This window comes from Gimesia aquarii (genome assembly GCF_007748195.1).
Lineage (GTDB): Bacteria > Planctomycetota > Planctomycetia > Planctomycetales > Planctomycetaceae > Gimesia > Gimesia aquarii.
The window spans coordinates 5,637,571-5,663,364 of record NZ_CP037920.1; the positions used below are offsets into that span (position 1 = coordinate 5,637,571).

Below are 25,794 nucleotides of genomic sequence, written 5' to 3' on the forward strand. Positions count from 1 at the left end.
TCACAAAAGGGAACCTGTGTGCCTTCTGATCAATTATCACCCATAAATTAAGTCTAAAAACAATTCTCCAGCACTAATTAACTAATAATTCATACTAATTATACTCCAAATTTATACCTAAAGGGCTTAAACATGCATCAAAATCCATTTTCGACCACCTGGATTACAGTTCCCTTATTAGTCAGTTTGAGTGTTTGGATTTCTGGTTGCGGTGGTGGGGATTTGGGTGATGCGCCTACGCTTTATCCCGTGAAGGGAACCATTAAAAAAGATGGCACAGGCTTAAAAGACGTTCGTGTTTCTTTTGTACCCGTTGATGACGGGACACCTGCCGTGGGAGTTTCTGGTGAAGATGGGACATATGAACTGAGTAACCCCAAAGGGGGGATGGGAGCGCGTGCTGGTGCGTATAAAGTTGTTTTGTCAATCACAACCAGCCCGGAAAGTTATTCAGGAAAAGGTGATCCCAATTTAGCGAAATTGCCATTTCCCAAATCATATAGCTCAAAAACAACGACTCCCAAGAGTTACACCGTGAAAGAAGGAGACAACGTCGTCGATATTGAATTCTAGTATCGATCAGAAATTTTAATAACCATAAATAGCATTTTCATATTTGAAGTAAATGCTCTTATTTTTTCTCTTTAAAAACATTTTGTGACTTCCCTTTTTCATTTTTTATTTGAGGAGTGTTAACTTATGAGAAGGAATTATCTCTCGTTTGGCCTGCGATACCGAGGATTTACTCTCATCGAGTTGCTCGTAGTGATCGCCATTATTGCAATCCTGATTGCTTTACTTTTGCCTGCCGTTCAACAAGCACGTGAAGCAGCACGTCGTTCGACCTGTAAAAACAATATGAAACAGTTAGGTCTCGCGTTACACAATTACCATGAGACTCATGGTACCTTCCCTCTGAATTACGACTTTTCACGAGCTCCCGGCCAGGTTGGCTGTGGTGTCTCCTGGATTTCTATGTCTCTTCCGTTTATGGATCAGGCCCCGATGTATAACCGAATGAACTTTAGTGATACCACGGATACCTCGGGTTCGCCTTCTACATACCCGGGTATGGATAGCGTCGCTAATGACCCTATTCGAATCACACCGATTCCTGTTTTGCTTTGTCCCAGTAATCCCCAGCCCAAACTGACAGCCTCTGCGATGCATTATGACTTTGGGGGCCAGGGTGGAAATTCCCGCTCACTCCAGGCGGCACGAACAGATTATGTTGGCAGTATGGGTTTTGTTTGGACCGGCTGGAAAGATTGTGGAGATACAGGATCCAATGGGGCCCCCTGGGTCGATTCACAAAGAGATTTCAAGCATAACGATCTCGGCCGTGTTGGTGGATTGTTTTGGTATCGCGGTTCCGCCACTATCAGCGACATTGTTGATGGCGCATCCAACACAATTGCACTCTACGAAAACCATCATTGGAATTTCAGTAAGAAATTCCCTTCAGAAATCAATAAATCTGGTGCTTGGATGAGTCCTCTCGGAGCCATTGATACCCATACGTCGTCTATCAATGCTGATCCTGAAGAGGTCGCCGGTGGTAACGGAGGTGATGATACCCGTTGCACGAACTGGAGCAGCACACACGTAGGCGGCGCTCACGGTTTGCTGACAGATGGCGCAGTTCGATTTATCAGCGAAAACCTGGACCTGGGTGTAAATAGAGCATTAGTTACCAGATCTGGTGGTGAAACATTGGGAGAATTTTAACCCACGAACTTTAATCTGTGTGTAATCATTGCCCTCCCATCAAGTTTGATGGGAGGGATTTTTTTCCGTTCGCCCCAAAGTTGAGACCATTGTTTTCCTTTCATAGAACCAAGAAAATTTCGTTAGCTCCACTGCAGTACCATTTTTTTTTAGTTTTCTTAATCCCTTTGGTACTTTTGACTGTTGCCTGTGATCTGCAGGAAGCAGGTATGCCTGCGGATAAAACAACCACTGAGCAATCCCCTTCCCCTTCCAAACGTAGTTCAAAGTTCTCACTGGAATCTTATGAAGAGAAAACTGTAAATGAAAAAAAGCGAGACCATAACAACATTACAACACCTGCCTTTCGTGATGTGCATCTGCAGGCAGGAATTGAATTTGTCTATGAAAACGGTGCCAAAGGCGACCAACTTATGGTAGAAGCCATTGGAGGAGGTGCTGGCTGGCTGGATTATGATAACGATTCCTACATTGACGTCTATTGCATTCAAGGTGGAGACCCAACTAGCAAATCTAACCTCAATCATCTGGTAAGTAACCAGTTATTTCGTAACCAGGGCAATGGTGTATTTAAAAAAGTCGCTTCTGCTGCAGGAGCGAATAATTCAAGGTATGGTCAAGGCGTATCCATTGCAGATTTCAATAACGATGGTTTTGATGATATTTACGTCACGAACGTCGGACAAAACGCTCTCTATCAAAATATGGGGGATGGTACCTTTGCCAATGTTTCTGAGACATCAGGGACGACAAATAATACAAACTGGAGTACCAGTGCTGCCTGGGGGGATTTGAATCAGGATAGAAACCTGGACTTGTATGTCTGCAATTATGTCAAATACGATGTGCTGCACCCCAAAGATTGTACTGATAAGAATGGGGTGAAACGGACCTGCCATCCCAATGGAATGGAAGCGGAATATAATGAAGTTTACTTTAATTTGGGAAATGGTCATTTTGAAGCTGCCGACAAAAAGCTAGGTTTGCGCGCAGAAGAGGGAAAATCTCTGGGAGTGATCATTTCAGACCTGAATCGAGACCAGTCTCCAGATATTTATGTCGCCAATGATGTCACTCCCAATTTTCTATTCTTAAATCATGAAGGCCAGTTTTTTCATAATGCTGCCATCGAAAAAGGTTGTGCGATGAGTGGTGATGGGAACAACCAGGCAAGTATGGGAATTGCACATGGTGATTATGACCACAATGGTTTTCTTGATCTTTATGTCACCCATTTCACAGACGATTCAAACACACTTTATGCAAATCTAGGGGAAGCTGGTTTTTATGATGTTACCAAAGCAACCAACTTACACCGTCCCACAATTTCTTCACTTGCTTTTGGAACGATCATGGCCGACTTCAACCATAACCGCCATATGAATCTCTTCATTGCAAATGGTCACATTGATCAACTCGAAGACCAGGGCTATGAATGGAAAATGGCAGCTCAACTTTTTTCTTATCAAGAGAATCAGTGGATAGACTGTAGTACTCAGGCAGGTCGTTATTTTGGTCTGAAACGAATTGGACGTGGAGTTGCTGCTGCAGATTATGATAACGATGGTGATCAGGATCTGATTGTGATTAACCAAAATGATCCCGCGGCCCTGCTACAAAACAATTCAGAAAACAACCATTGGTTAAAAATCATGCTGACCGGAACAATCAGTAACCGCTCTGCCATTGGAACGAAAGTAGAGGTCTATCAAAATGATGAAACATTTTATCAGGAGCTTGTTGGTGGGAGTAGTTATTGTTCGAGTAACCAACGCGCCCTCTTTTTCGGATTCGGTATGGAAAATACAGATTGTACTGTAAAAATCATTTGGCCAGGCGGGCAAATCCAAACCTTGGATGAAGTCCATGTCGACCAGACTTTAAAGCTAATTGAACCGACAAAATCAAATTCAAGGACTGGCACGAAATTGTTGTAGTTTTTTCTGGTGTTGATTGCTCAGCTCTGTTTTGCCCATCTGTTGATAAACCTGTGCCAGCCATCCATGTAGTTGCCAGGACGCAGGATTAATTTCCAGTCCTCGATGTGCATATTTGATCCCTTCTTCGAACTGATTCGTCAATCCGGACATATGAACCAAGCGCCCATAAACCTGCCCTCTCCAGGGATTGATTTCGATAAACCGCTTCGCATATCGAATACCCGCGGAATAATCTCCTTCTTCATGACAAATCGTCGTGAGCTTAAGCAGCGCAGATTCGGATCTTGGATTTAATTTCAGCGCAAGCTCGAAAAACGTTTTTGATTTCCCTTTATTTCCAATCAGGAAATACGCGATGCCGATCTGAGTTATTAGCTCTTCATCAGAATCGTTTTCATTAAGTAAAGGCAATAATAATTCAAGTGCCTGTTGCGCGTACTGTAACTTATTTTTCGTTTCTGCCAGATAGATGTAAAAAAAGCCGCGTGCACGCTTCAGGTCATAGGCAGCATTCAAATCTTTGGGTTCTCGAAAGACTGAAAACAAATCTGATTGTGAAGTCTTTTGTACGTACCCTACTTTTTTGTTGCGAATGATGCGATGGTCCGTCAAGGATGTATGTGGGACGGATTTTGCCTGACGTTGTGGCATATGGCAGGAAATACAGGACTCCTTTGCTTGATTCTGAGAATCTCTGGGACGAGAACATTCAGTCGTATTCTCACCGTGGCACTCCAGACATCTCTGCTCGTAGAAGGTAACACGATCAGCCTCTGCTGGTATTAGATGAGGATCATGACAGGAGATACATCCCATACTACCCTGGCTCTTCTGATAGCATTGACTCTCGTGCATTTGTTCAACCTGACTGACTGCTTGTGTCTCTCCTTTTTCTGAGATCCGATCTCCCTGTTGAAAAACAATCCATATATCCTCAATCAAATCACCAGGGCGAAAGTCAAATTCAGTACGACCATAACGAAGGATTCGGCCTTCACCAGTAAGGTGACACTGATAACAGACTGCCTCTCTCGCTTCGGGAGTTAAATCAACAGGATTTACAATGGGGTCCTGGCCTGACTTTTCTGCATTGCTGGAATGCCATTGAATATGTTTTTCTCCCGGTCCATGGCAACGCTCACAACCGATCGAAATATCTTGAAAAGGGACAGAATCGAATTCATCTTTGATTCCATCGGTTTTCGAAACTAAACCAATATGACATTGAATGCATCCGTCGATCAGCCGTCTTTCAAATTGTTTATGATGTCCCGGTTGATAACCTGGAGAAAGATCCCATGTCTGACTGCCGCTATACCAGGAAATGGGGGACATAAACAACAGGCCTTCGCGATTGATAGCATAAGATCTCCCGCGTTTTCCCGACCCAATTGCATAATCGACGCGTTCCTTTTTGTCATAGATCACTTCGTTTTCAGTCGTCAGTCTTTTTTCATGATGGAATATTTCTCCGCCTTCTTTGTCAATGACATATTCATGTGTCTCTGGAGATCTAAAACCAGGATTCAGGTCATAATCTTCCATAGTAAGTTCACCTGGAACAGTCTGAGCAGAAAAGGACATCGGATGTGTTTGGTAGGTATTACAAACGTCTGCATGGCATTCCAAGCAGGCCTGACTCCCCTGATATCCCTCAGAGGGTGGCGAAGGGTGAACGGGATGTATGAAATCAGACTTTTGTTCCCGTTCATCTGCAGATCGATTGACGGTCTGATTCGACCGCTCATTGCGATCCGTTAAAAAATATTGGGCACAGATGACTGCTGTGATAAGACAGACAAGAGCAGTAATGACAAACCGTTTTGAAAAAGCCATTTTTAATTTTTTCTTATTGCTCTTAATTGAATACTCTGTCAGAGCTTCAATTTCAGGTTGTTCTCACTTAGATTACTTTAGATTTGAAGCACTCTCAGAATATCTTCATATTATACTAGACATCGAAAGCAGTTGTAATAATCCTTCAAGAAAATGCGTTTGATCTCTGATTCTTTAGTATCACATAATTTTAAAGAATCATCTTTCAGTTCTCAGTGACGTACAAATCAAATACGAAACGGTATACTTATTTTTTCAAAGACAGATTATCCTTCACGATCGACTTAATTTTTTTGTTCGGTTACCCGAGATTCAGGGACTCAGAAAACTCTCGGAGTCAATATCGGAGCCAGATAACCGGACTATAAACAGCGAGATCATTAAATGCTTCATTATTTGTTATTGCATCCTTCAAATATCATCTTAATTTTCCACCCGCTACTTGCGATCGCAGTCTCGATTCGCGTCATCATGAAACGTCCTGCAACTGGTGTTGCATTGGCCTGGCTGGTGCTCATTGCAGCAGTGCCTTTCGGAGGCGTACTAATCTATTTACTGATTGGTGAGCACCGCATTGGCCGTGGTCGTACACGCGCTATCGAACGTCTTCGAACCGACTATCAAAAAATCGCAGACATCGCCATTCAAAAAGGTGCCACTGACGTCGACTGGTCTCGTCATGCATTCACAGCACGCGGCATGGACAAACTCGGCGAAACTATCATGGGTAGTCGCACCGTCTGTGGGAGTGAATTACAACTGATTTCCGATACGCAAGTGATTTTAGAAAAGATCACAGAGGATGTAGATGCAGCACAGAAAAGCGTGCTGATGGAGTTTTATATCTGGAATGCAGGAGGACTGGCTGACCAGGTCATGGAGGCTGTCATTCGTGCTGCGCAGCGTGGAGTTTCCTGTCGTCTCCTGATTGATGCACTTGGTGCCCGTCCCTGGTGGAAGGGTAAACAACCTCAACAACTTCGGGAAGCTGGTGTTAAGCTCTTACCTGCCTTGCCCGTTGGCATCTTCCGTACGTTCGTAGGACGCACCGACCTGCGAATTCACCGTAAAATTATCGTCATTGACGGTGAAGTCGCATGGACGGGAAGTGCCAATCTTGTAGATCCACGCTTCTTCAAACAAGGGGCAGGAGTTGGACAGTGGGTTGACGCAATGGTCCGTCTGAAAGGGACGGTGGTCATTCCAATGGGGGCCATTATGATTGGTGACTGGATGCTCGAAACGGGAGAATCAATCAATGACATTGCTGAAGATGCAGGTCTTCACTTTGTCGATCCATATGGTCCAGCAGACGTCCAGGTTGTTCCCTCAGGTCCGGGTGAAAGTGGTGATGGGCTGCTGCAAATGTTACTGGCCCTGATTAATGCAGCGCAAGATGAGCTGGTGCTTACGACACCGTATCTGGTACCTGATGAATCGTTACTCAGAGCAATCATTGGGGCAGCGGGACGGGGGGTTAAAGTGCTGTTAATTGTCCCTGAGAAAGTAGACTCATTATTGACACGCTACGCGAGTCGTTCTTACTTCGATGAACTACTCAGAGTCGGTGTAAAGATCTATCTTTATCAGGGAGGGTTATTACATACCAAATCAGTCATGGCAGATGGAGCGATTTCGATGTTTGGTACCGCGAATCTTGATATGCGTAGTCTGTGGCTGAATTATGAAGTGTCACTCTTTGTCTACGAGCCAGAATTTGCGAACGAATTACGTTCTTTGCAGCAAACCTATATTGATGATTCAAGACGGCTGGACTCAGCTGAATGGAAAACCAGATCGTTTAAAGAACGGTTATTAGAAAATACCCTGCGGCTGGTGAGCCCCCTGCTGTAAAACAGGGTTTTGTTAGAATCCATAAAAAAATTACGCGAACCATGCTTCTAATAAGAAGGGCATGCTTCGCGTAAAATAGTTCAAGTCATATATTCAACAACAGGTTCAGGCTGCCAATGCTGCTTGAGCAGCTTTCACGATCTCATCAAATACCTGTGGCTGAGAAATGGCAAGCTCGCTAAGAGACTTCCGATTCAAAGTAATCCCTGCCTTCGTTAACCCATTGATGAACTGCGAATAATTGATACCTCGCTCACGACAGGCGGCAGTAATTCGCGTAATCCAAAGCGCCCGAAATTCACGCTTTCTAACTCTACGGTCTCGATACGCATAAACACGAGATCGAATGACTGTTTCTTTTACAGTCCGCAATAAGCTGCCACGACCGCCATAATTACCGCTTGCTTCTTTAAACAGACGCTTTTTTGCTCTTCGTCGAGCTGCACCTTTTCGAACTCTCATTATTACTTTCCAACCGAGAAGTTAAACACTTTGAATTTGTAAGGATTTATTTTTCACATCCAAGGGGCGTGAGCGAGATTATGAACTGGGACGTAGGGCGTTCAGAATAATCTTTGCTTCCGCTCCGGTCACAACTCCATCACCACGAAGTCTGATTTTTCGCTTGGGACTTTTTTTGCTCAGAATGTGACCGCGAAACGCTTTTCTGTGCTTAGCTTTACCAGAAGCAGTAATCTTAAACCGCTTCTTCATTCCTTTATGTGTCTTTTGCTTGGGCATTTTTTTTCAATCTTCGTAAACGACTCAGAGACAGTAAACCTGCCTCCCTGTGAAAACTGAGATTCAGATCGTAAATCTTTAAGTACAATAAATATATTCTCTTTAATCCAGCACATGAGACACATGCTGACCAGAAGAGAAAACATATTCAAATCAACAGGTAAACCTGCTATTATTTTGAAAGTTGATCGAGCAGTATAATCAGCCAGGCTCTGTTTTTTCTACCGAAACGGAGATAAAAACCGGTTTTACTTCAGAGAAAAAGATTCAAAACCAGCCAACATGCCATTTTTGAATCTCAAAATGCACATTCATCAACTTTTTGATTTTGTAAAGTCAACTCGTTATCTGTAAACGCAGTGAGAAGCCCGAGCAAAAGTAAACAAAAAAACAGTACCCAAGTTGCTCTAATTTATCAAAAGGCTAGTCTGACTGGCTCGCCTCCAGAGGTAATCCCCCAGCTTTTTTGACTTTTTCTTCAATGATATCCTTGGGGACAGCCAACATTTTTTCGATGCTGACCGCTTTGTGACCTTTGTAAACTCCAGGATAAGCGGTAAAAACGGGAGAACCTTCTAATTCAACAGTCAAAGATTGTGAACTCCCTTTGTTACACATGATTACGTCGCCTACTGACAAATTTAAAATTTCTCCCGTTGTCAGTTTGCTATTATCTAAATCCACTTTCATGTGAATCTTTGATTGCGTCACACTTGTTTCCAAACTCAACTGTTGTCTTAAGTCAGGAGTTTTTTTCTTATAGGCCGACCAAGTATCTGATGTCAACTTATTCGAAAGTGGTTCAATGGTATTAAAAGGGATACAAAGATTAATAATCCCACGTGTATCCCCCATTGTGACTTCAAAAGAAATCAACACAATCACTTCGTTCGGAGGCACAATCTGGACTAATTGTGGATTACTTTCCACTTGAGAAACTTTCAGTTTCCAATCACACAGGTTGCTCCAGGCAGATTCAATTCCTTCAATGGCCAGACCTGTGATACGTGATACGAGACGTATCTCAATTTCAGTCAACGGGCGATTGGGATATGATCCTTGTGAATTACCATTTCCCCCCAGAAGACGGTCGATGATCGGGAAAATAATCGAAGGACTGATATCTAAAATGATATGTCCTTCAAGAGTTTCCGATTCCAGAAGATTAAAACAGGTTGGATTTTCAAGACTGAAAACGAATTCACTATATGTTAGCTGGTCAACACTAATCAATTTGACTTCAATAATTGATCGCAGCATCCCACTGAGCGCCGCTCCAAATTCACGACTGAAGCTTTCATGCAGCGCACGAAAAGCCCGCATTTGTTCTTTACTGACACGTTCCGGGCGTTTGAAATCATAAATACTGATTTGGGAATTGAAGTCTGCATTACGAGTGGTAGGACGACTGGAACTCCCACCACCACTACTACTGGCTGTAGGGTCCAAAGCCGACAATAACGACTCGACTTCATTTTGACTTAGTACATCTGCCATCCCTGGCCTCCCTTGGGAAACTACTTCTGATCTGGAAGATCAGCAGCAGACTATATTCACAATTGAATGATCCAATGCTTTCTATTGTTTGATCTGCCCTGCTCCATGGGCAACATATTTATAACTAGTCAATTCATTTAAGCCACAGGGTCCACGCGCATGAAATTTGTCGGTGCTTATACCAATTTCAGCCCCTAAACCAAACTCACCCCCATCGTTAAACCGTGTGCTGGCATTAACAATGACAGCAGCGGAATCCACTTCAGTAGTAAACTTCTCTGCAGCTGCCAAATTTGTGGTCACAATTGATTCAGTGTGTCCCGAACCGTATTGATGTATATGCTGAATTGCCGCGTCCATACTGTCAACAATTTTGACGGACATGATCATGGCACCATATTCTGTGGCATAGTCATCGTCGGTTGCCAATTGACCATCATTGATTAATTCCATGGAACGTGGACAACACCTGAGTTCTACCCCTTGCTCTAGCAAAGCAGCTGCCACCTGAGGGAATATTGTTTTCGCGATATCAGCGTGAACCAATAAGCTTTCTGCCGCATTACAGACTCCAGGACGTTGACACTTGCTGTTGACAGTAATCGACACCGCCAGTTCTGAATCTGCCGCCTGATCAAGGTAAACGTGGCAAACCCCATCGAAGTGTTTGATCACAGGCATCGTCGCATCCTTGGCAACACGTTCAATCAATCCCTTACCACCTCGGGGAATGGTAACATCAATCAGATTTCCCAGCTTTAGAAAATGACCGACAGCTTCACGGTCCGTTGTTTCAACCAACTGAACTGACTGCTCGGGAAGCCCCACATCTTTAAGCCCCTGTTGTAGTAATCCATACAAGGCCATGTTACTGTGAAATGCTTCTTTTCCCCCTCTAAGGATCACAGCATTTCCACTTTTAACACATAAGGCCGCCGCATCGATTGTTACATTGGGTCTTGATTCATAAATAAAGAAGACCACCCCCAACGGAACCCGTACCTGAGTCACCAGCAATCCGTTGGGACGCATATTACTACCAATGATTTCGCCAATCGGATTAGGCAGTGCCGTAATCTCCTGGAGTGCAGTAACAATTCCCTGCAATCGTGCATCAGTCAATTTAAGGCGATCGATGGATGCCTCAGTCAAACCGTATTCAGGAGCCTGCTTCAAGTCCTTTTCATTGGCCTCAAGTAGTTCAGGTGTTCTCTCCCGAATCAGCTCGATCATCCGGCACAACCAGTCGTTTTTCTGGTTTCCGTTTGCTGACACTAACTTTCGGGAGGCGTCGCGCGCCTGATGAGCCAGTTGTTGCGTGTAATGAGGCAAGTCGAATTCAGTCATGATACTCTTAAATAATCTACGAGCGTTTCTACCCGTTCAATACGGCTGGGTTTCTTAAAATCACTTTACTTATCTTAACAGACACTGAGATCACCAAAATAGTGCGCTCAGAAAATGATTCCCCGATATATTATCGACATCAGTCAATTTGTCGAAGTATCAAATATCAGCCTGAATGTGTCAACGCGGGATCTTCGTGGAGGGGAAACGGCTCTGGTATTGAAGGAGCTTTTTGAAAGCAAATGTCTATTAAAAGCGAAATCCTAGAATTGCCAGTCAGAATAAAGCTTGGATCGAAAATCGTGCCATTCCGCATTCTTGGAACGAGAACCGGTGCTCTGAACCATTTCCGCTGTCCATTCATCCATCATTCTAAGTCGATCCGACATAATTCGAACCGTATTAAAAACCACTTTTTGAGCGCCTGGCACGCCATCCTTCAACATTTGATCAAAACCACGACCTGGAATACGCAAGACTTCCACGTCTGTTAACGCGACAACACTTGCTGAATGGGGGGCAGGTTTAAAAAATGACATTTCACCAAAAATCGAAAAGGGGCTCAATTGAGTCAAAACCTGCTCGTTGCCGTTGGAAAGTCTTTTTCGTACTTCGCATGAGCCGCTCTGAATAATCCAGAGGTAACGCGTCGAGTTTCCCTCATCGAGAATGCGAGCCCCTTTAGGAAAGTCTTCTCGTTCTGAAGCATGAAGCAAGACATCCATTTCTTCCAGAGTCACCGACTGGAATAACACACACTCATTGATTAACTGCTCAACTGGTAACACTTTAACCACCTCATTGACTCCCGATGCTGAACTTGGATTTTGAAATTGATTTTTATATTCGTCGAAGATCATAAAACCAGTGGGTGGGTTAGATCCCCCCTAAAACGGTTGCGCGACCAACCCGACCAATGCCCAGGATATAGGCGGCGACGCGTAACGATACTTTTTTATCTGTCGCGATTTTCCATACTAATTCAAAGCTGTCACACATAATACGATCTAACTCGGAACGAACACGGGATTTTTCCCAGCTAAAATGCTGTCGATTCTGAACCCATTCAAAATAGCTAACGGTGACGCCACCAGCATTTGCGAGAATATCAGGAACGACCACGATGTCGTTTTTCTCAAAAATTTCATCCGCTTCTGGCTCTGTCGGATTATTGGCAGCCTCGATAATGCATTTCGCTCTCGTGTCTCTGGCAATTTCCTTCGTCAGTACGCCTCCTAATGCAGCAGGAATTAATACAGTGACGTTCGAAGTTAATAATTCTTCATTAGAAATCGCCTCAGTTTCCGGAAATCCCCTGACTGCCCCCGTATCCTTGGAATACTCGATTAATTGGGGAATATTAAGCCCATCCGCCTTATAGATTCCACCACTGGCATCAGAAACCGCAACGACTTTCGCTCCAAATTCATCAAGAAAATGAGCGGCAAAGCTTCCCACATTGCCAAACCCCTGTATGGCAACCGTCACACCTGTCACATCAATTTTTAACCGATCCAACGTCTCACGGGTAATCATGGCCACACCTCGGCCGGTCGCTTCTTCACGGCCATCAGCACCGTGCAATTCCAATGGTTTCCCCGTCACACATGCAGGATTAAATCCGCGGTATTTTTCATACTGATTCATAATCCAGGCCATCACTTGCGCATTCGTTCCCATATCGGGAGCAGGAATATCTTTTGAAGGCCCGATCACATCGTAAACTTTGTCAACAAATTTACGAGTGACCCGTTCCAGTTCGCCTTGTGACAGTTGGCTCACATCCACAGAAATTCCTCCTTTAGCTCCGCCATAGGGAATATTGACTAAAGCGGTCTTCCAGGTCATTAAGGATGCGAGTGCCAGTACTTCATCGGCATCAACTTCATGATGAAAACGAAGTCCTCCTTTCATAGGCCCTCTGGAACTGTCATGCTGGATGCGGTATCCGATATAAGTCGCGATCTCACCGTTATCACGTTCGATTGCGACTTCAACTTTGACCTCGCGTTCCGGAGTTCGCAATAACTCCTGCATATTGCGCGATAAGCCAACTTGACGTGAAGCCTGATCGAAATAACGACATGCTGTTTCATAAGAACTCATAGAATTCTTTCCTCTATCGACCTGGGTTCACTGTTGCTAGAGCGAAACCCACAGGATCTCCTGTTAAAGATATTGATAGTCTTGATTTGAAAAAATATTTAATGATTAGAAAAATGATTGGAATGTTGGTTCGAGACTCAAATATGAAAATCTCTTAACGTTCATAAAAGATATGTCATATTTCTGCCTAAACACTTTGAAAATCATGTAATTGGGTAATTCCCTTGCTGATTTGAGGCCTATTACTCAAAACAAGCACTCAATAAATTAATTTTGTTTAATATTACGTGATTTTTTGCTCTCTGGCAATCTTAACCCGATCCATGAAATCCCTTACTATCATCATATTCACATCCGAATCCTCGTTCAATATGCGGGAACCTGTGCATGTTTGGGAATCGGCTGTTCTGAGTTTGAAGGAACCGAATCTGACCAGATTCCAGGAATCTCTTCTAGGATAAACAGCGCAAGCTCCCTTGCATAAAGTGCGTGCCCTTCTCTTGAAAACCGGGGAACATTGTTCAGAAAAAAACGATCGGGATTCTGAATACTCTGAAACGTGGGCGAAGTATCACAATAAGTCACATTTAACTGCTTAGCATAAGTATCGAGCAGATCAAAAGGAAATCGACTGGCATACTCGACCCCATCTCGAACTCCCAGAGAACTTCGTGCCCGTTTCCCACTCATGGCCGTTTCGGAAACCTGCCAGGGCTTGGGATAAGTCGCCAGGATGAATCGCGAATAAGTTCCCTGCGTAATCTGCTGAATATTTTGAATGGGCTCTAAAGTCTGTCTCACATACACAGACCAATCCGGAGGATGGTCTTCTAGCCAGAGGTACTTTCCTTGCGGCGTATCAATATCACGATCGAGGCCCGCAGGTTGATTTTCCACCCAATAATCACCGAGCCATCTCAGCGTATATCGATAGACCAGGAACTGATTTTCCAGTCGTTCAGGAGTATTTATCTTTTCGAACAAGGGGTGCATTGAACAAAGAGGGATTCCTGAATCACCAATCTGAGTATAACGTCTAAGAGCATGATCATCGGCAACATCAGACATATCAAAATGAAACAAAACTAAATCAGGCTGGAGCCCCAACAAAGAGTGTCTCAGATGTAAATAAGACATCAAAGGACTGGCATCAGGAACGCCAGCATTGACCACCTCTACCTTGAGTTGTGTCTTTTTCTGCAGCAATTTTTCCAGTCGCATACAAAACGTATCAGGCTCTTTCATCTCCGGCGCAAGAACGGTTTCTCCTCCCAAACAGAGAATTCGAAAGACGCCCGCTGGTTTGGGAATGGTATACTCTTTTCCTCTGATTCCCATGCTATTGATCGTAAACTGAATCAGCTCTCCCGAGTCAGGATGTTTTCTGGAGACTTCCTGCAAAGGCCGAACGCGATGATAGGTCACATCGGAAGGAATCAGTACGCTATCAGTATCAAAAGTATTCGCTGAATCCTGCTGCTGATACTGATCAATGCGTAAAGCGACTTCCCCCCCCACTGCGAACAATGCGAGAGTAATCAATGCCAGCATCAAATGCTTTAGCCAGCGCAAGCGCGAACGAATCATCTTCAAAAAACAGAATTCCGATGTTAAGATTCAGCCCGGGTCATCTAAAACCCGTTCAGGAACTCAGCCACAAATCAGCCGGGATTCTAATTTTGATCCAGAATTACAGCAATATGAGTCTGAAAACCCCCATTATGGATACAAAAATAGCCCATCGAGTCGTGTTGAAAAAAAGTTGCTAAAAGCCTAAGTTGAACGAAGTAATCTAAAATACCATCGACTCGATCATATGCATCCTACAGATGGCTCCTTCTGAAAAGTCTTTCAATGAGCACTCAAAACACAGCAACAACGGTTAAAGTCAACCAGAAACAGGCATTACAGCTTGTAACTGACTTAATGCGCATTCCGGGTAAAAGTGGCGAAGAAGGAAAAATTGCGGCAGAGATCGTAGAGCGGCTGCAAAAAGCAGGACTGCCCCGAAAATTGATCTCGTTCGATACCGCAAACAAGAAAAGCCCCATTGGTGGTGAATCGGGAAATTTAATTGTGAAACTTCCTGGTACACAAAAAGGCCCCAGACGCGCACTGATGGCTCACATGGATACGGTTCCACTCTGTGTCGGAGCCGAACCGGTTAAAAGAGGAAATCTGATTCATTCTAAAAGTAGCCAGACAGCTCTGGGAGCTGACGACCGCTCTGGCTGTAGCGTCATTTTAAACGCCTTGCTTACGATTCTCACTGAGAATCTCTCTCATCCTCCCTTGACATTCTGCTGGATGGTGCAGGAAGAAATTGGGCTGGTTGGTGTAAGACATTTAGCGACCAGCAAACTGGGAAAGCCCAAAATGTGCTTTAACTGGGATGGGAAACTGGTTGATCAGGTTTGTATTGGAGCGACTGGCGACTCTGGAATGTTAATTCGCATTGAAGGCGTCGCCAGTCATGCAGGCGCTCATCCGGAACGGGGAGTCAGTGCCGCCGTCATTGCGGGAAAGGCTATCGAAGATCTCTCAGAGAATGGTTGGCATGGACTGGTCATCAAAGGTAGGAATACAGGTTCCAGTAATATCGGTGTTCTTTCTGGAGGCGCGGCCACAAATGTCGTCATGCCTGAACTGATAATTAAGGCCGAAGCCCGGAGCCATAATCCACGCTTCCGACAAAAGATCCTTGATGAATTTAAAAAAGCATTCCAGCGATCTGTAAAGTCAGTAAAAAACAGTGATGGTCAGCGAGGGACAGTCTCCTTCGAATCCCATTTGAAATATGAGTCCTTTCGGCTTTCCGAAAAGGAACCAGCAGTTCAAACAGCAAAGCTTGCCATACAAAAAATTGGCGGGCTACCCGAATTAAGTATTGGCAATGGAGGCTTGGATGCCAACTGGATGGTCGCACACGGATTTCCTACTGTGACGCTAGGCTGTGGCCAACAGGATATTCACACGACGGAAGAAACATTGATAATTGATGAGTATCTCAAAGCCTGCGAGATTGGACTGCTTCTGGCCACCGCAACTGAAACAGACTGAGAAACAAATCCGCCAATCATTAGAAAAGATGCCTTTTGAATGAGTCACAAATCCCTTTCTTTTAAAGACAGATGGAGCCATCTTCAAAGCCTGGTTAATCGCCAATTACCAGAGTCACTTGACCTTTCAACAGATTGCCCACCCATTCTCAAAGAGGCAATGTCTTACAGCTTGTCAGCTGGCGGAAAACGACTTCGCCCCATTTTGGTGCTGCTCAGTTGTGAAGCATGTGGAGGAGAATTGGAAGCAGCTTTACCAGCCGCCTGTGCCATCGAAATGGTGCACACATACTCTCTCATCCATGACGATCTTCCAGCCATGGATAATGATGATTTACGCAGAGGAATGCCGACGAACCATATCAAATTTGGTGAAGCGAATGCCATCCTGGCGGGAGATGCATTGTTAACTCTTGCTTTTGAAATTATGGCAAGTCAAATTAAAATAAACTCTTGTGCTGCAGAATGTTGTGCTGATTTAGCGAATGCAGCAGGTCCAGAAGGAATGGTAGGAGGCCAGGTCGCAGATTTAGAATCCGAGCATCTAAACAATTCTACATTGGAAACATTAGAGGCCATTCATCGACGAAAAACGGGCAGACTCATTTGTAGTGCACTCACAATTGGAGCCCGAATCGGTGGTGCGGATACGACAATGCTGCGAAACCTGGAAAAATACGGCACTTACATAGGATTGGCATTTCAAATTACCGATGATCTACTTGATTTAACCGGTGATGCAGAAAAAATGGGAAAAGGCGTGCGAAAAGACGCTAAACACGGTAAATTAACCTACCCATCCCTGATTGGCGTTGAAGAAAGTCGCCAACGTGCACAAAATTTGATTGATGAAGCGTGCCTCTCGATCGCCCCACTTGGGAGCCACGGCCAAAGATTGGAAGAACTGGCCCATTTTGTACTAGAACGAGACCATTGATGAAGATCGAAATTCTACCACGCATCAACTCACCACTGGATATGAAAACATTGTCAGGGGGTGAACTCGAAACTCTGGCAGCAGAAATCCGCGAGGTTCTGTGCACGGTTGTCGAAGACCGATCCGCTCACTTTGCGAGTAACCTGGGAGTCGTTGAGCTTTGTATTGCTCTCCACATGGCGTATGACTTTACCCAGGACCGGCTCATCTGGGATACAGGGCATCAAATCTACCCCCACAAATTAATCACAGGCCGCTACTCGCAAATTTCAACGATCCGCCGCAAAGGTGGTTTGATGGGCTACCCGAATCCGGAAGAAAGTGATTATGACCTGTTTATGACAGGACATGCTGGCGCCAGCGTTTCGACAGTGCTCGGGATGAAAGCCGGTGATGATCTGGCTGGTGAATCGAACCGCAAATCAGTGGCTGTGATTGGCGATGGAGCACTTCCTTCCGGTGTCGTCTTCGAAGCAATGAACAATGCTGCTGGGTTAAATAAAGACGTCCTCGTGATCCTTAACGATAATAAAATGGGAATCTGCCCACGCGTAGGAGGTTTAGCGAAATATCTCGATAAGGCCCGTGTGGCTCCGTTTTACAATGGTTTAAAACGAGATGTCTCATGGTTATTGAATAAAGTCCCGGTTGTCGGCGAATCAATGGAACATACACTGGGCAGTTTCAAAGAAGCTGTCAAAGGTTTCCTGCACGGTGGCATGCTGTTTGAAGAAATGGGCTTTCGCTATATCGGGCCTGTAGATGGACATAATATTGAAGAGTTATCCGGCTATCTACAGATGATCAAAAACATCAAAGGGCCTGTTTTATTGCACGTCTTAACGGAAAAAGGACATGGCTTTGAGCCTGCTACCAATGACCCGGTCTCCTTTCATGCCCCGGCTCCGTTCCAGCGTAATGAAGAAAACGAAATCGTTCCCATTGAAAAGCCGGGTAGTAGCTCTCCCAAATCATTTACGGATGTCGTAAGTAATTCCGTCTTTCAGGCAATGACTGACAATGACCGTGTGGTTGTTCTCACCGCAGCCATGTGTACTGGAAACAAACTAGGCAAGATTCGGGATGGATTCCCTGATCGATTTTTTGATACCGGAATTTGTGAAGCACACGCGGTTGCTTTTGCAGGGGGTATGGCCAAAGCAGGACTCCGACCCATTGTTGATATTTACAGCACGTTCCTGCAGCGCGGCTTCGATCATATCTTTCAAGAAGTGGCGTTGCAAAACCTGCCAGTTACATTCTGCATGGACCGAGCCGGAATCGCTGGTGAAGACGGTCCGACTCATCATGGGGCATTTGATAACAGCTACATGAGATGCTTTCCGAATATGGTTTTGATGTCCCCCGGAGATGCACAGGATGTCGAACCGATGCTTGATTTTTCTTTAAAGCATGCCGGGCCAACCGCCATTCGTTATCCCAAAGCGGCCGCTGACTCCGTGGACCGGAAGGTTGCTCCGGTCGAACTCGGCAAATCGGAAGTCTATGTCTGGGGCAAAGATGGAATGCTGATTGCCTTCGGCTCCCTGTTCACTAATTGTATTCAGGCAGCGGAAAAACTCCGGGAAGAAGGGCTTGATATAGGCGTGATCAATGCCCGCTTCGCCAAACCATTAGACGTCGACGTGATCCATCGGGCGATTCGAGAATCGGGCTTTGTGATTACGGTTGAAGAAGCTACACTTTGTGGCGGTTTTGGTTCAGCAGTTTTGGAATCTGCCAATGATGCGGGGCTTAACACGAGTCATCTCAGAAGACTTGGGATTCCTGATCGTTTTATCGAACATGGGAATCGTAACGAACTACTGGTTGACCTGGGACTGGATGTTGCCGGAATTATCGCAACATCACGTGATATGGTTCAGCAAACAAATGTCGCAGTAAACGAATAAAATTCCTACTTTCCTTCTCCAATCAGTATGGACGCTTGATTTACGGAGCCTTCCGCATGTTTTCATTGAGTAAAGACAATCCTTCGCGGGTATCATATTTTTTCTGTCTGTCAGTTACTCTGATTACTGTTTTACTGCTCTTGGGCAGACAATCAGTTTACGCAGAAACCTATGAATTCTCTGAACCCACCAAAGACTCACGCACTTATAGTGTGGATTCTACTATTAAAGTTGAAGGTCAACTGGAAACAGCCATTAAATCGGGTAAAGCGAGAAAACTCGAGCTCAATGTAGAAGGAAAACTTCAATACCTCGAACGCAAATTGCCAGGAACAGGACGTGATGCAGAAGCACTCCGTTCCCTTCGGTACTATGAATTGGCGATAGCCACAATTGACGTGCAGGGACAAAAAACATTTGCCCGTGGTCGAGATAAACATCGCATGATTGTCGCAGAAGGAAAACCTGAGGGTCTTTCCTTACATTCTCCCGTTGGCCCGCTCATGCCATCAGAACTGGAATTGCTCAATTCTCCTGGTGATTGTCTCCCTGTCAGCGCACTCTTACCGCGTTCCGAGGTGGAAGTTGGTGAATCCTGGACTCCTGACAGTTGGGTACTTCAGTCTCTTACGGGACTTGAAGCAGTCTTAAAGTCAGAGTTGACCTGCAAACTGGAATCCGTAGCAGATAACGTAGCGGTGATTAGTTTTAACGGAAAGATTGAAGGGGCCACTGTTGGCGCGCAAACCGAAATTGCGGTCTCGGGTCAATTTCAATTTCGTTTAAATGATCATTTCATCAGTCATCTGGAACTGGAACAAACGGAAAATCGGTCTGTGGGTTCTGTCAGTCCCGGTATGAAAGTCACTGCAAAAGTGAACTGGGATCGAACGCTTGCAGCGGCTCCGGGACCACTTACGGATGAAGCGTTGGCTTCTATCCCATTGGAATCAAAACCAGAGTCCAAACTTTTGAGCTTCGAACCTCCCTGGAATGTTCAATTACTTCTGCCACGGAACTGGTATGTATTTCATCAAACGAATCAGGTTGCCGTCTTAAGATTGCTCGATAAAGGGAGTCTGATTGCGCAAGCCAATATTTCAAAAATTGCTTCCGTTAAACCGGGTAGCCACACCTCTGAAGAACAGTTCCAACAGGACATTCGCACCTCGTTAGGCGACAAACTGATCAAAATTCTGAAGGCTGAAAACCTCTCTTCCGCAGATGGAAAGTACGTTCATCGGGTCACTGTTGCTGGGAAAGCCAATGAGATTCCCGTGCAATGGATTTATTACCTGTGTGCCGCTCCTTCCGGCAGGCAGATTTCCTTCGTGTTTACCGTGGATGAAAAATTAGTTGATCAACTGAATGATCGAGACACTGACCTTATTTTGAGCCTTAAATTTCTGGAAGCTCAGCCCGCTCCGGTCCAGGCAGGACCTACTGAAGCCAGCGAAAGAAAGTGAATGTCCGGAGTTTTACTCTGGAATTAAGTCTGTAAGATAACCCGTCAGGCGTCCCGGCTCATAAAAATCCTTACAATCATTACATTCGCCGGCCAATATTCTCGCTCGCATTAGAATTGTAAGGAACATTCCTCCTGACTGTGAACTAAGCTTAATTTACTTAGAGAAGTCAAAAACGATTTTAGGCATTGGTTACCTCTGACCAATCTCTTTTCCCAACGCTTAACGTTTTGTCTCTTGCGAGATAAAACGTGGTTGCTTTCCAGTCAGGAAGAGAAGCATGACGGCAATCTTATTAGCATCACAATTAGCAATTTCAAACGACATTCTAATCTGTTTCGGCGCCGGATTACTAATTGCAGTCAGTCTGGGTTTTACTGCAGGTTATTTTGTCGGAAAGAATGCCCCCGCGCGCAATCTTCGGCGAGCGAAAAAACATCTCCAGAACTGCTTTGAACATGTAAAAGAAACGTTGGATACTGCTCAAACTGCATGTACATTGCTCGAAAAATTTCCTGGAATGATGCTTACGAAAGAACAGTCCAGTGAAATCAGCCGCAGACGCGGGAAGCTACTGGATCTGATTAATCGTTTGGTTGAACGAAAAATTCCAGATGAAGAACCAATTCAACTGGAGAATCAGCCTGACAAGAAGAAAAAGCAGGAATTCCCAGCAATGCAATGGGTTTTACAACCGGAACAAACACATTTAAAGCTACCAGATGCCTCGGCGTTTGAAGCGAATCTGGAAACGATGTTACTGGCGGGAACCTCGACTGAACTGAATAGCGGTTTGCTGCTCGTGCAAATGAACCAATACGAGCAGTTGAAAGAACGCTTTGGAATTATGGCTCCCGTCAAATTCATGAAAACAATTTCACGACTGGCGTTACACAAAATCAGAGACGAAGACGTTATCTGTTTTTGGAAATCGGACACACTGGCAATTCTGTTGCCCGGCTTTTCCAGCAGCGAAGGACAAACTAACGCTGAAACAATTCGAGATGCCATTCGACACCATCATTTTCGCCTGGAAACGACCAGCTCAGAAGTGGTTGTCACAGCCAGCCTCGCATATATCACTTGTGTTCCCGGTGACTCAGCAGAGCTGATCCTGGACCGAGGATTACATGCCTTAGCCAAATCTCAGAAACAAGGCCGCAACCAACTCATCATTCAAGACAGCCACGCGTACAAGAATAAAGAAGCCGTTTAATTCTCAAATAGACAAAGGCAGATTGAAAACCATAAAAGAACTCTCTGTCAGACACTCTATTTTTCCGAAACCGTCTTCTCCATTTGGCTAATCCACGTCTGAATCAGGTCAACGGCTTCCTGGTGCACAATCCGGTTGCCAATATTGGGCATCCGGGCTGCCAGATCACTGGATTGTAAACGATGCATTAAAATCGATTTCTCTGGTTTGCCGGGAACAATATCATAACTTCGTCCTCCTGATCCCCTCCCCGCTGCAACAGGCGTTTTCCAGACACCAAGTTTCACAGGGTCCGTTTGTGATAAACGTAAATCTAATCCCGTTGTACGAGCATTCCCGCCGGGACTATGACAGTGTGCGCAATTCACTGATAAATAAGCACGCACCCGCTGGTCCAGGTTCCCGGAATGCGGGTTGTCAAATTCAGCCAGCGTTTCAATGACTGCCGGTTCGGGAGCGTTTTCAATCAAATCCATTCGCTTCAGATAAGCCAGCTGGTTTTCTTCGCCATGTGCATATTGATATGTACGATTCATGTTGGCAGCGACCGGACCAATGGGAATATATTTGTCATGCCGACTATGACAACTGATACATTGATTTGCATTCGGCACAAGATGTTGTGTAGACCGCTGTTGTCCATCGGAATGAATCCAGGAAACATCGACTTCACCTCCCCCCAGACTTAATTCGGCATCCGTTTGCGCTTCATTCCAGATGTAAGAATATCCATACCAGCCAGAGTCTTTGAGAAATTCGATTCTTGTTTCGAGCAAACGCTCACCCTGTGAAAGATCTCGCATATCGTTTAAATACGAGAATGTTTTAATCAGCATCGTCCCCACTGGAAAATCAAGAACACCCGCAGATTTGAATTTGATTTTTTTCCCTTCTGGCAAACGAATGAAGCGATGCTTGGATGTGTAATCGGTAAATAAGGTCGTAATTAAATCATAGGGAATCACCCCTTCGGCCGGTTCCTGAGTCACGCCACTCCCTTTAAAGAGCCCTAGTTCTGACAGTTTCTGTGGTGCCGCGTAATACACAAGTAATGTTGTATTTTTGGCTGGCTGTGGTTTTCCATGTGGCTTCAGATGCACCGGCTTTAGCGACGTAAGAGTTCCTTTAAAAGGAGTCATATCCATACCTGGCTGATATTTCCCGGCAGCAATATTGGCAGGATTCAAATTACTGAAATCAATATTTAAAAATCGTGCCTTACCATTATTAGATAATCGCAAGGATTTCTCAGTCGGCAGTTTCCCATCGACCAGCTTTTTCTGATCAATCATTCCATCAAAGGTGATATCAGGTAGTGGAGTGCCCACAATCGACTTCAGAAGCAAACCCAGTTCGCCATCGGGTACCGTACCCCCACCGCTAATCTGATTGTCATGTATGAAAATTCCTTCTGGATAGGGATCAAAGTTTTTATCTTTTGTTTTCTTCTGTTGAATCAGAAAACTAACCACCGACACACTAAAGGAGTTGTTATCAGTAATGACATTGTCAAAAACTTCCACATCGTCTGTCGCCATTATTAACACTCCCGAGCCCGCGGGCACAGAAGCAACCATATTCCCTTTCGGAGCAAAATTCTTGGTATTATTCTTAATGATCTGATTTCGGAAGAGGCGAACATGACGCCCATTTTTCTGAGGCAGCCCCGGCAAATCAAAGACTAAGAGCCCCCCCGTATTGTTTGTCACGATATTATCATAGACATCCGCATTAATGGTATTTTCAATCTCAATGCCCGCGACGTTCCATTCCGCACGACAGTTTCTCACAATCACGTCTGTAGTCTGTCCGACATAAATCCCTGCATCTGCGGCTCCAATGGCGATACAATTCTCAATTAACACATTCTTGCACTGAACGGGATAGAGACCATAGGCTCCATTGGTCGACTTGGGACCTCCCGTCCATTCGGTACGAACCCCACGAAAGGTAACATTTTCTGCCCCTAATACTTTGATTGCATTATGGCTGGTGTCCTCAACAGCAAAATTCTCCAGGACCAGATTATCTCCACTTGCCAATAATCCATAACTTCCATCACGTTGATTTTTAAATGTGAGAATGGTTTTATCCTGTCCCCGCCCGCGGATGGTGACATTGTCTGTGACCAGATTCAAACCAGACTGTAATTCATACGTTCCTGCCTCTAACTGAAGAATGTCACCAGGAATCGCTTGAATCAATCGCGATTGAAAGCGAAATGGGAAATCAGGACCGGGTGAGAATGTATAAGTCGCTGAAACGAGCTTGGGAGCAGCTGATTCCTCGGCCTTTAATATAGTATTCTCTGAAAATAGCACACCAACCAGGATAAAACTCGCAAGGCTGAAAACCTGTATTGAAATGAAAGAATTGATTTTAGACATGTCTGATAATCCTGTCGTAACTCTGCTTGAAGTGAATAACGTTACTTGAATAGTACTGAAAGCCCGACTCTTGATAGATTCATTAACGAAGGTTGGGTATATAACTTTAAGAGCTGCCAACCCACTGATTCCGGATTGGGGTGCGAGGGGAACCAAACCGGTTTGGGAATTAAAGTCAGTGGTCCATATAAAACGGTTTTCTCAACGTCTCTGAGAAAATACGTGTTGTGTACATTCCCCATACCACTGGCGACATTTTTCAGGTCGCCCCCTGGCGCCCCTCCCCAGGGAGTTGACATGAATGCATAATTCAACGCAGGCCAATGATTGATCCCGACAGCACCATAGTGCAAACGAGACACACAATGCTCCAGAAACTCCCGTTGCGACTTCTGAAATTGATTCGGAACCGTAATCGTAGCACAAAGGGTTCCCCAAACCTCTTGATTCACAAAGTTGACTGCCTGTTCCAGAAAATCAGTATCTGAATCCGCTTCCAAACCGGCCTCGGCACAAACGCAGACAAATGATTCTTCTCGAAATAACTGGGGAGACATTTGGGGATCGGCATCGCGAATCAATTTCCAGGGAAGATACTCTTTATCATCGGGAACTTCACCAGCAAATCGTTCCCAGCGTTCTGCTGCTCCGGGATAATAAGCATAGCGTCTCGGAATTTGATCTAACTGCTTTTGAATCATTGACAGAAATTGATCTCGCTGCCGCCAATGCGTGGCTGTGACGATGACTTTGGTAGCGAGACAGTTAAACGATGCATTATTGGCAATCGATGCCGCAATATTCTCGGCCTGAAAACGGAGTTGTTTTTCTGAGTATTCACCGGGAACTACAATCCACGGCGAAACATTTCCCAGTTCACTCGTAATGGGCACATTGATGCGGGGCTGATTATTTTGTTTCCGGGTTTCCTGCTCTGCAGGATCGCTCCCCCAGACAATGGCGTCGTGAGTTTGTGTCGATCCTGTAATATGAATTCGATTGATTGCAGGATGTTCAACCAAATACGCTCCATCGCGTGCGTCACCACAAACGATCCGTAAGAACCCCTCATCCATTAGTGGTTTGAATGCCTGTTCGAACACCGATCTCAGGTAAGCATTCACCGGATTCATTTTGAGAAGAACACGTTCGCCCTCCTGCAATATTTTCGTCAAAACGTCCGTCGCGGGAATCGCAGACACATTCCCTGCACCCAGTACTAATGTTAAAGGAAACGGTTCAGAATTCGTTGGCTCCAATTGCTCAAAGTTAAACAGCGACGTAGATTCCTCATTCTGCTCTAGCCAGGCTTCCGCCTTTAATCCAGAGAACACAATCGCATCATAAAGTCCAATCGTCGGGAAGACGGGCACGCGCCATTGTTTTTCCAGTGATTGGACAACAGATCCTGGTAAAGAAGGTTCGCCGGAGCTCCGAACAGACTTTAAATTAATCAACAAGATCTGAAGAAAACGGGCCACCGAAACAGGACCAGCCAGTACCTCTTCGGCACGCACCCGACTGCCTTCTGGAATTTGCTTTGCTTGACAGGAAAGCGCGACCCATTCTGGAGCCGCTTCGGAAAGACTTAGCAAACACTGTTCCGTCAACTGGATGCGTTGTTCGACTGAAAAGCCAACCGACATTCGGTTGGCTTCAGTCAGATCCTGTAATGCCTGATCAATTTCAAGCTGATTCGAATCGGAACGCTCTTGCTGACGCAAGGTTGTAGGCTCCACCATGAGAACAAACACCCAATTTCTGTGA

General features: G+C 45.0%; 19 protein-coding genes. 9 read left to right on the plus strand and 10 right to left on the minus strand.

Annotation, left to right across the window (positions count from 1 at the left end):
• Window positions 1-132: 132 nt before the first annotated feature.
• From V144x_RS21510 to V144x_RS21520, 3 genes are all read left to right on the plus strand, one after another.
• Window positions 133-573, plus strand: coding sequence for a hypothetical protein (locus V144x_RS21510; RefSeq protein ID WP_144988021.1), 441 nt, complete (start codon window positions 133-135; stop codon window positions 571-573).
• 126 nt (window positions 574-699) lie between these two features.
• A complete protein-coding gene (locus tag V144x_RS21515) occupies window positions 700-1,728 on the plus strand; it encodes a DUF1559 domain-containing protein (RefSeq protein WP_144988023.1) in 1,029 nt (342 codons plus the stop codon).
• 209 nt (window positions 1,729-1,937) lie between these two features.
• Window positions 1,938-3,665, plus strand: a complete 1,728-nt coding sequence (locus V144x_RS21520) for a CRTAC1 family protein (RefSeq protein WP_144988025.1) — start codon at window positions 1,938-1,940, stop codon at window positions 3,663-3,665.
• Here the strand turns inward: V144x_RS21520 and V144x_RS21525 are convergent.
• Complete coding sequence (locus tag V144x_RS21525) at window positions 3,639-5,504, minus strand: multiheme c-type cytochrome (RefSeq protein ID WP_144988027.1); 1,866 nt, start codon at window positions 5,502-5,504, stop codon at window positions 3,639-3,641. The two genes, V144x_RS21520 and V144x_RS21525, sit on opposite strands and share 27 nt — an antisense overlap.
• 384 nt (window positions 5,505-5,888) lie before the next feature.
• Here V144x_RS21525 and cls point away from each other — a divergent pair, with 384 nt between their 5' ends.
• Complete coding sequence (gene cls, locus V144x_RS21530) at window positions 5,889-7,358, plus strand: cardiolipin synthase (RefSeq protein WP_144988029.1); 1,470 nt, start codon at window positions 5,889-5,891, stop codon at window positions 7,356-7,358.
• A gap of 105 nt (window positions 7,359-7,463) precedes the next feature.
• Here cls and rplT read toward each other — a convergent pair whose 3' ends face one another.
• From rplT to V144x_RS21565, 7 genes are all read right to left on the minus strand, one after another.
• On the minus strand, window positions 7,464-7,820 hold the full coding sequence (rplT, locus tag V144x_RS21535) for a 50S ribosomal protein L20 (RefSeq protein WP_144988031.1): 357 nt from the start codon (window positions 7,818-7,820) through the stop codon (window positions 7,464-7,466).
• A 78-nt stretch (window positions 7,821-7,898) separates the two neighbouring features.
• Window positions 7,899-8,099 (minus strand): 50S ribosomal protein L35, encoded by a 201-nt coding sequence (rpmI, locus tag V144x_RS21540; protein ID WP_144988033.1) that lies wholly within the window; start codon window positions 8,097-8,099, stop codon window positions 7,899-7,901.
• A gap of 423 nt (window positions 8,100-8,522) precedes the next feature.
• Entirely contained in the window at window positions 8,523-9,596 is a 1,074-nt protein-coding gene (gene fliM / locus V144x_RS21545; protein WP_144988036.1) for a flagellar motor switch protein FliM, read from the minus strand.
• 81 nt (window positions 9,597-9,677) lie between these two features.
• Window positions 9,678-10,943 (minus strand): glutamate-5-semialdehyde dehydrogenase, encoded by a 1,266-nt coding sequence (locus V144x_RS21550; protein ID WP_144988037.1) that lies wholly within the window; start codon window positions 10,941-10,943, stop codon window positions 9,678-9,680.
• A 263-nt stretch (window positions 10,944-11,206) separates the two neighbouring features.
• The gene (locus V144x_RS21555; protein ID WP_197998568.1) at window positions 11,207-11,740 is read right to left on the minus strand and encodes a Crp/Fnr family transcriptional regulator; all 534 of its coding nucleotides are present in this window, start codon (window positions 11,738-11,740) and stop codon (window positions 11,207-11,209) included.
• A gap of 79 nt (window positions 11,741-11,819) precedes the next feature.
• On the minus strand, window positions 11,820-13,049 hold the full coding sequence (locus V144x_RS21560; RefSeq protein WP_144988041.1) for a Glu/Leu/Phe/Val family dehydrogenase: 1,230 nt from the start codon (window positions 13,047-13,049) through the stop codon (window positions 11,820-11,822).
• Between the two features lie 366 nt (window positions 13,050-13,415).
• Complete coding sequence (locus tag V144x_RS21565; RefSeq protein WP_144988043.1) at window positions 13,416-14,636, minus strand: hypothetical protein; 1,221 nt, start codon at window positions 14,634-14,636, stop codon at window positions 13,416-13,418.
• A gap of 267 nt (window positions 14,637-14,903) precedes the next feature.
• Between V144x_RS21565 and V144x_RS21570 the strand changes: the two genes are divergently transcribed.
• From V144x_RS21570 to V144x_RS21590, 5 genes are all read left to right on the plus strand, one after another.
• Window positions 14,904-16,109, plus strand: coding sequence for a M20/M25/M40 family metallo-hydrolase (locus V144x_RS21570; RefSeq protein ID WP_144988045.1), 1,206 nt, complete (start codon window positions 14,904-14,906; stop codon window positions 16,107-16,109).
• A 39-nt stretch (window positions 16,110-16,148) separates the two neighbouring features.
• A complete protein-coding gene (locus V144x_RS21575) occupies window positions 16,149-17,045 on the plus strand; it encodes a polyprenyl synthetase family protein (RefSeq protein WP_144988047.1) in 897 nt (298 codons plus the stop codon).
• Window positions 17,045-18,958, plus strand: coding sequence for a 1-deoxy-D-xylulose-5-phosphate synthase (gene dxs / locus V144x_RS21580; RefSeq protein WP_144988049.1), 1,914 nt, complete (start codon window positions 17,045-17,047; stop codon window positions 18,956-18,958). Before V144x_RS21575 ends, dxs begins: the two co-directional genes overlap by 1 nt.
• A 56-nt stretch (window positions 18,959-19,014) precedes the next feature.
• Entirely contained in the window at window positions 19,015-20,424 is a 1,410-nt protein-coding gene (locus V144x_RS21585; RefSeq protein WP_144988051.1) for a hypothetical protein, read from the plus strand.
• 280 nt (window positions 20,425-20,704) lie between these two features.
• Window positions 20,705-21,640 carry a GGDEF domain-containing protein gene (locus V144x_RS21590; RefSeq protein WP_144988053.1) on the plus strand — a complete coding sequence of 312 codons (936 nt, stop codon included), beginning with the start codon at window positions 20,705-20,707 and terminating at the stop codon, window positions 21,638-21,640.
• Window positions 21,641-21,696: 56 nt separating this feature from the next.
• Here V144x_RS21590 and V144x_RS21595 read toward each other — a convergent pair whose 3' ends face one another.
• On the minus strand, window positions 21,697-24,027 hold the full coding sequence (locus V144x_RS21595; protein WP_144988055.1) for a parallel beta-helix domain-containing protein: 2,331 nt from the start codon (window positions 24,025-24,027) through the stop codon (window positions 21,697-21,699).
• A 41-nt stretch (window positions 24,028-24,068) separates the two neighbouring features.
• Window positions 24,069-25,769: an aldehyde dehydrogenase family protein gene (locus V144x_RS21600; RefSeq protein ID WP_144988057.1), complete on the minus strand. Its 1,701-nt coding sequence runs from the start codon at window positions 25,767-25,769 to the stop codon at window positions 24,069-24,071.
• Window positions 25,770-25,794 lie beyond the last annotated feature (25 nt).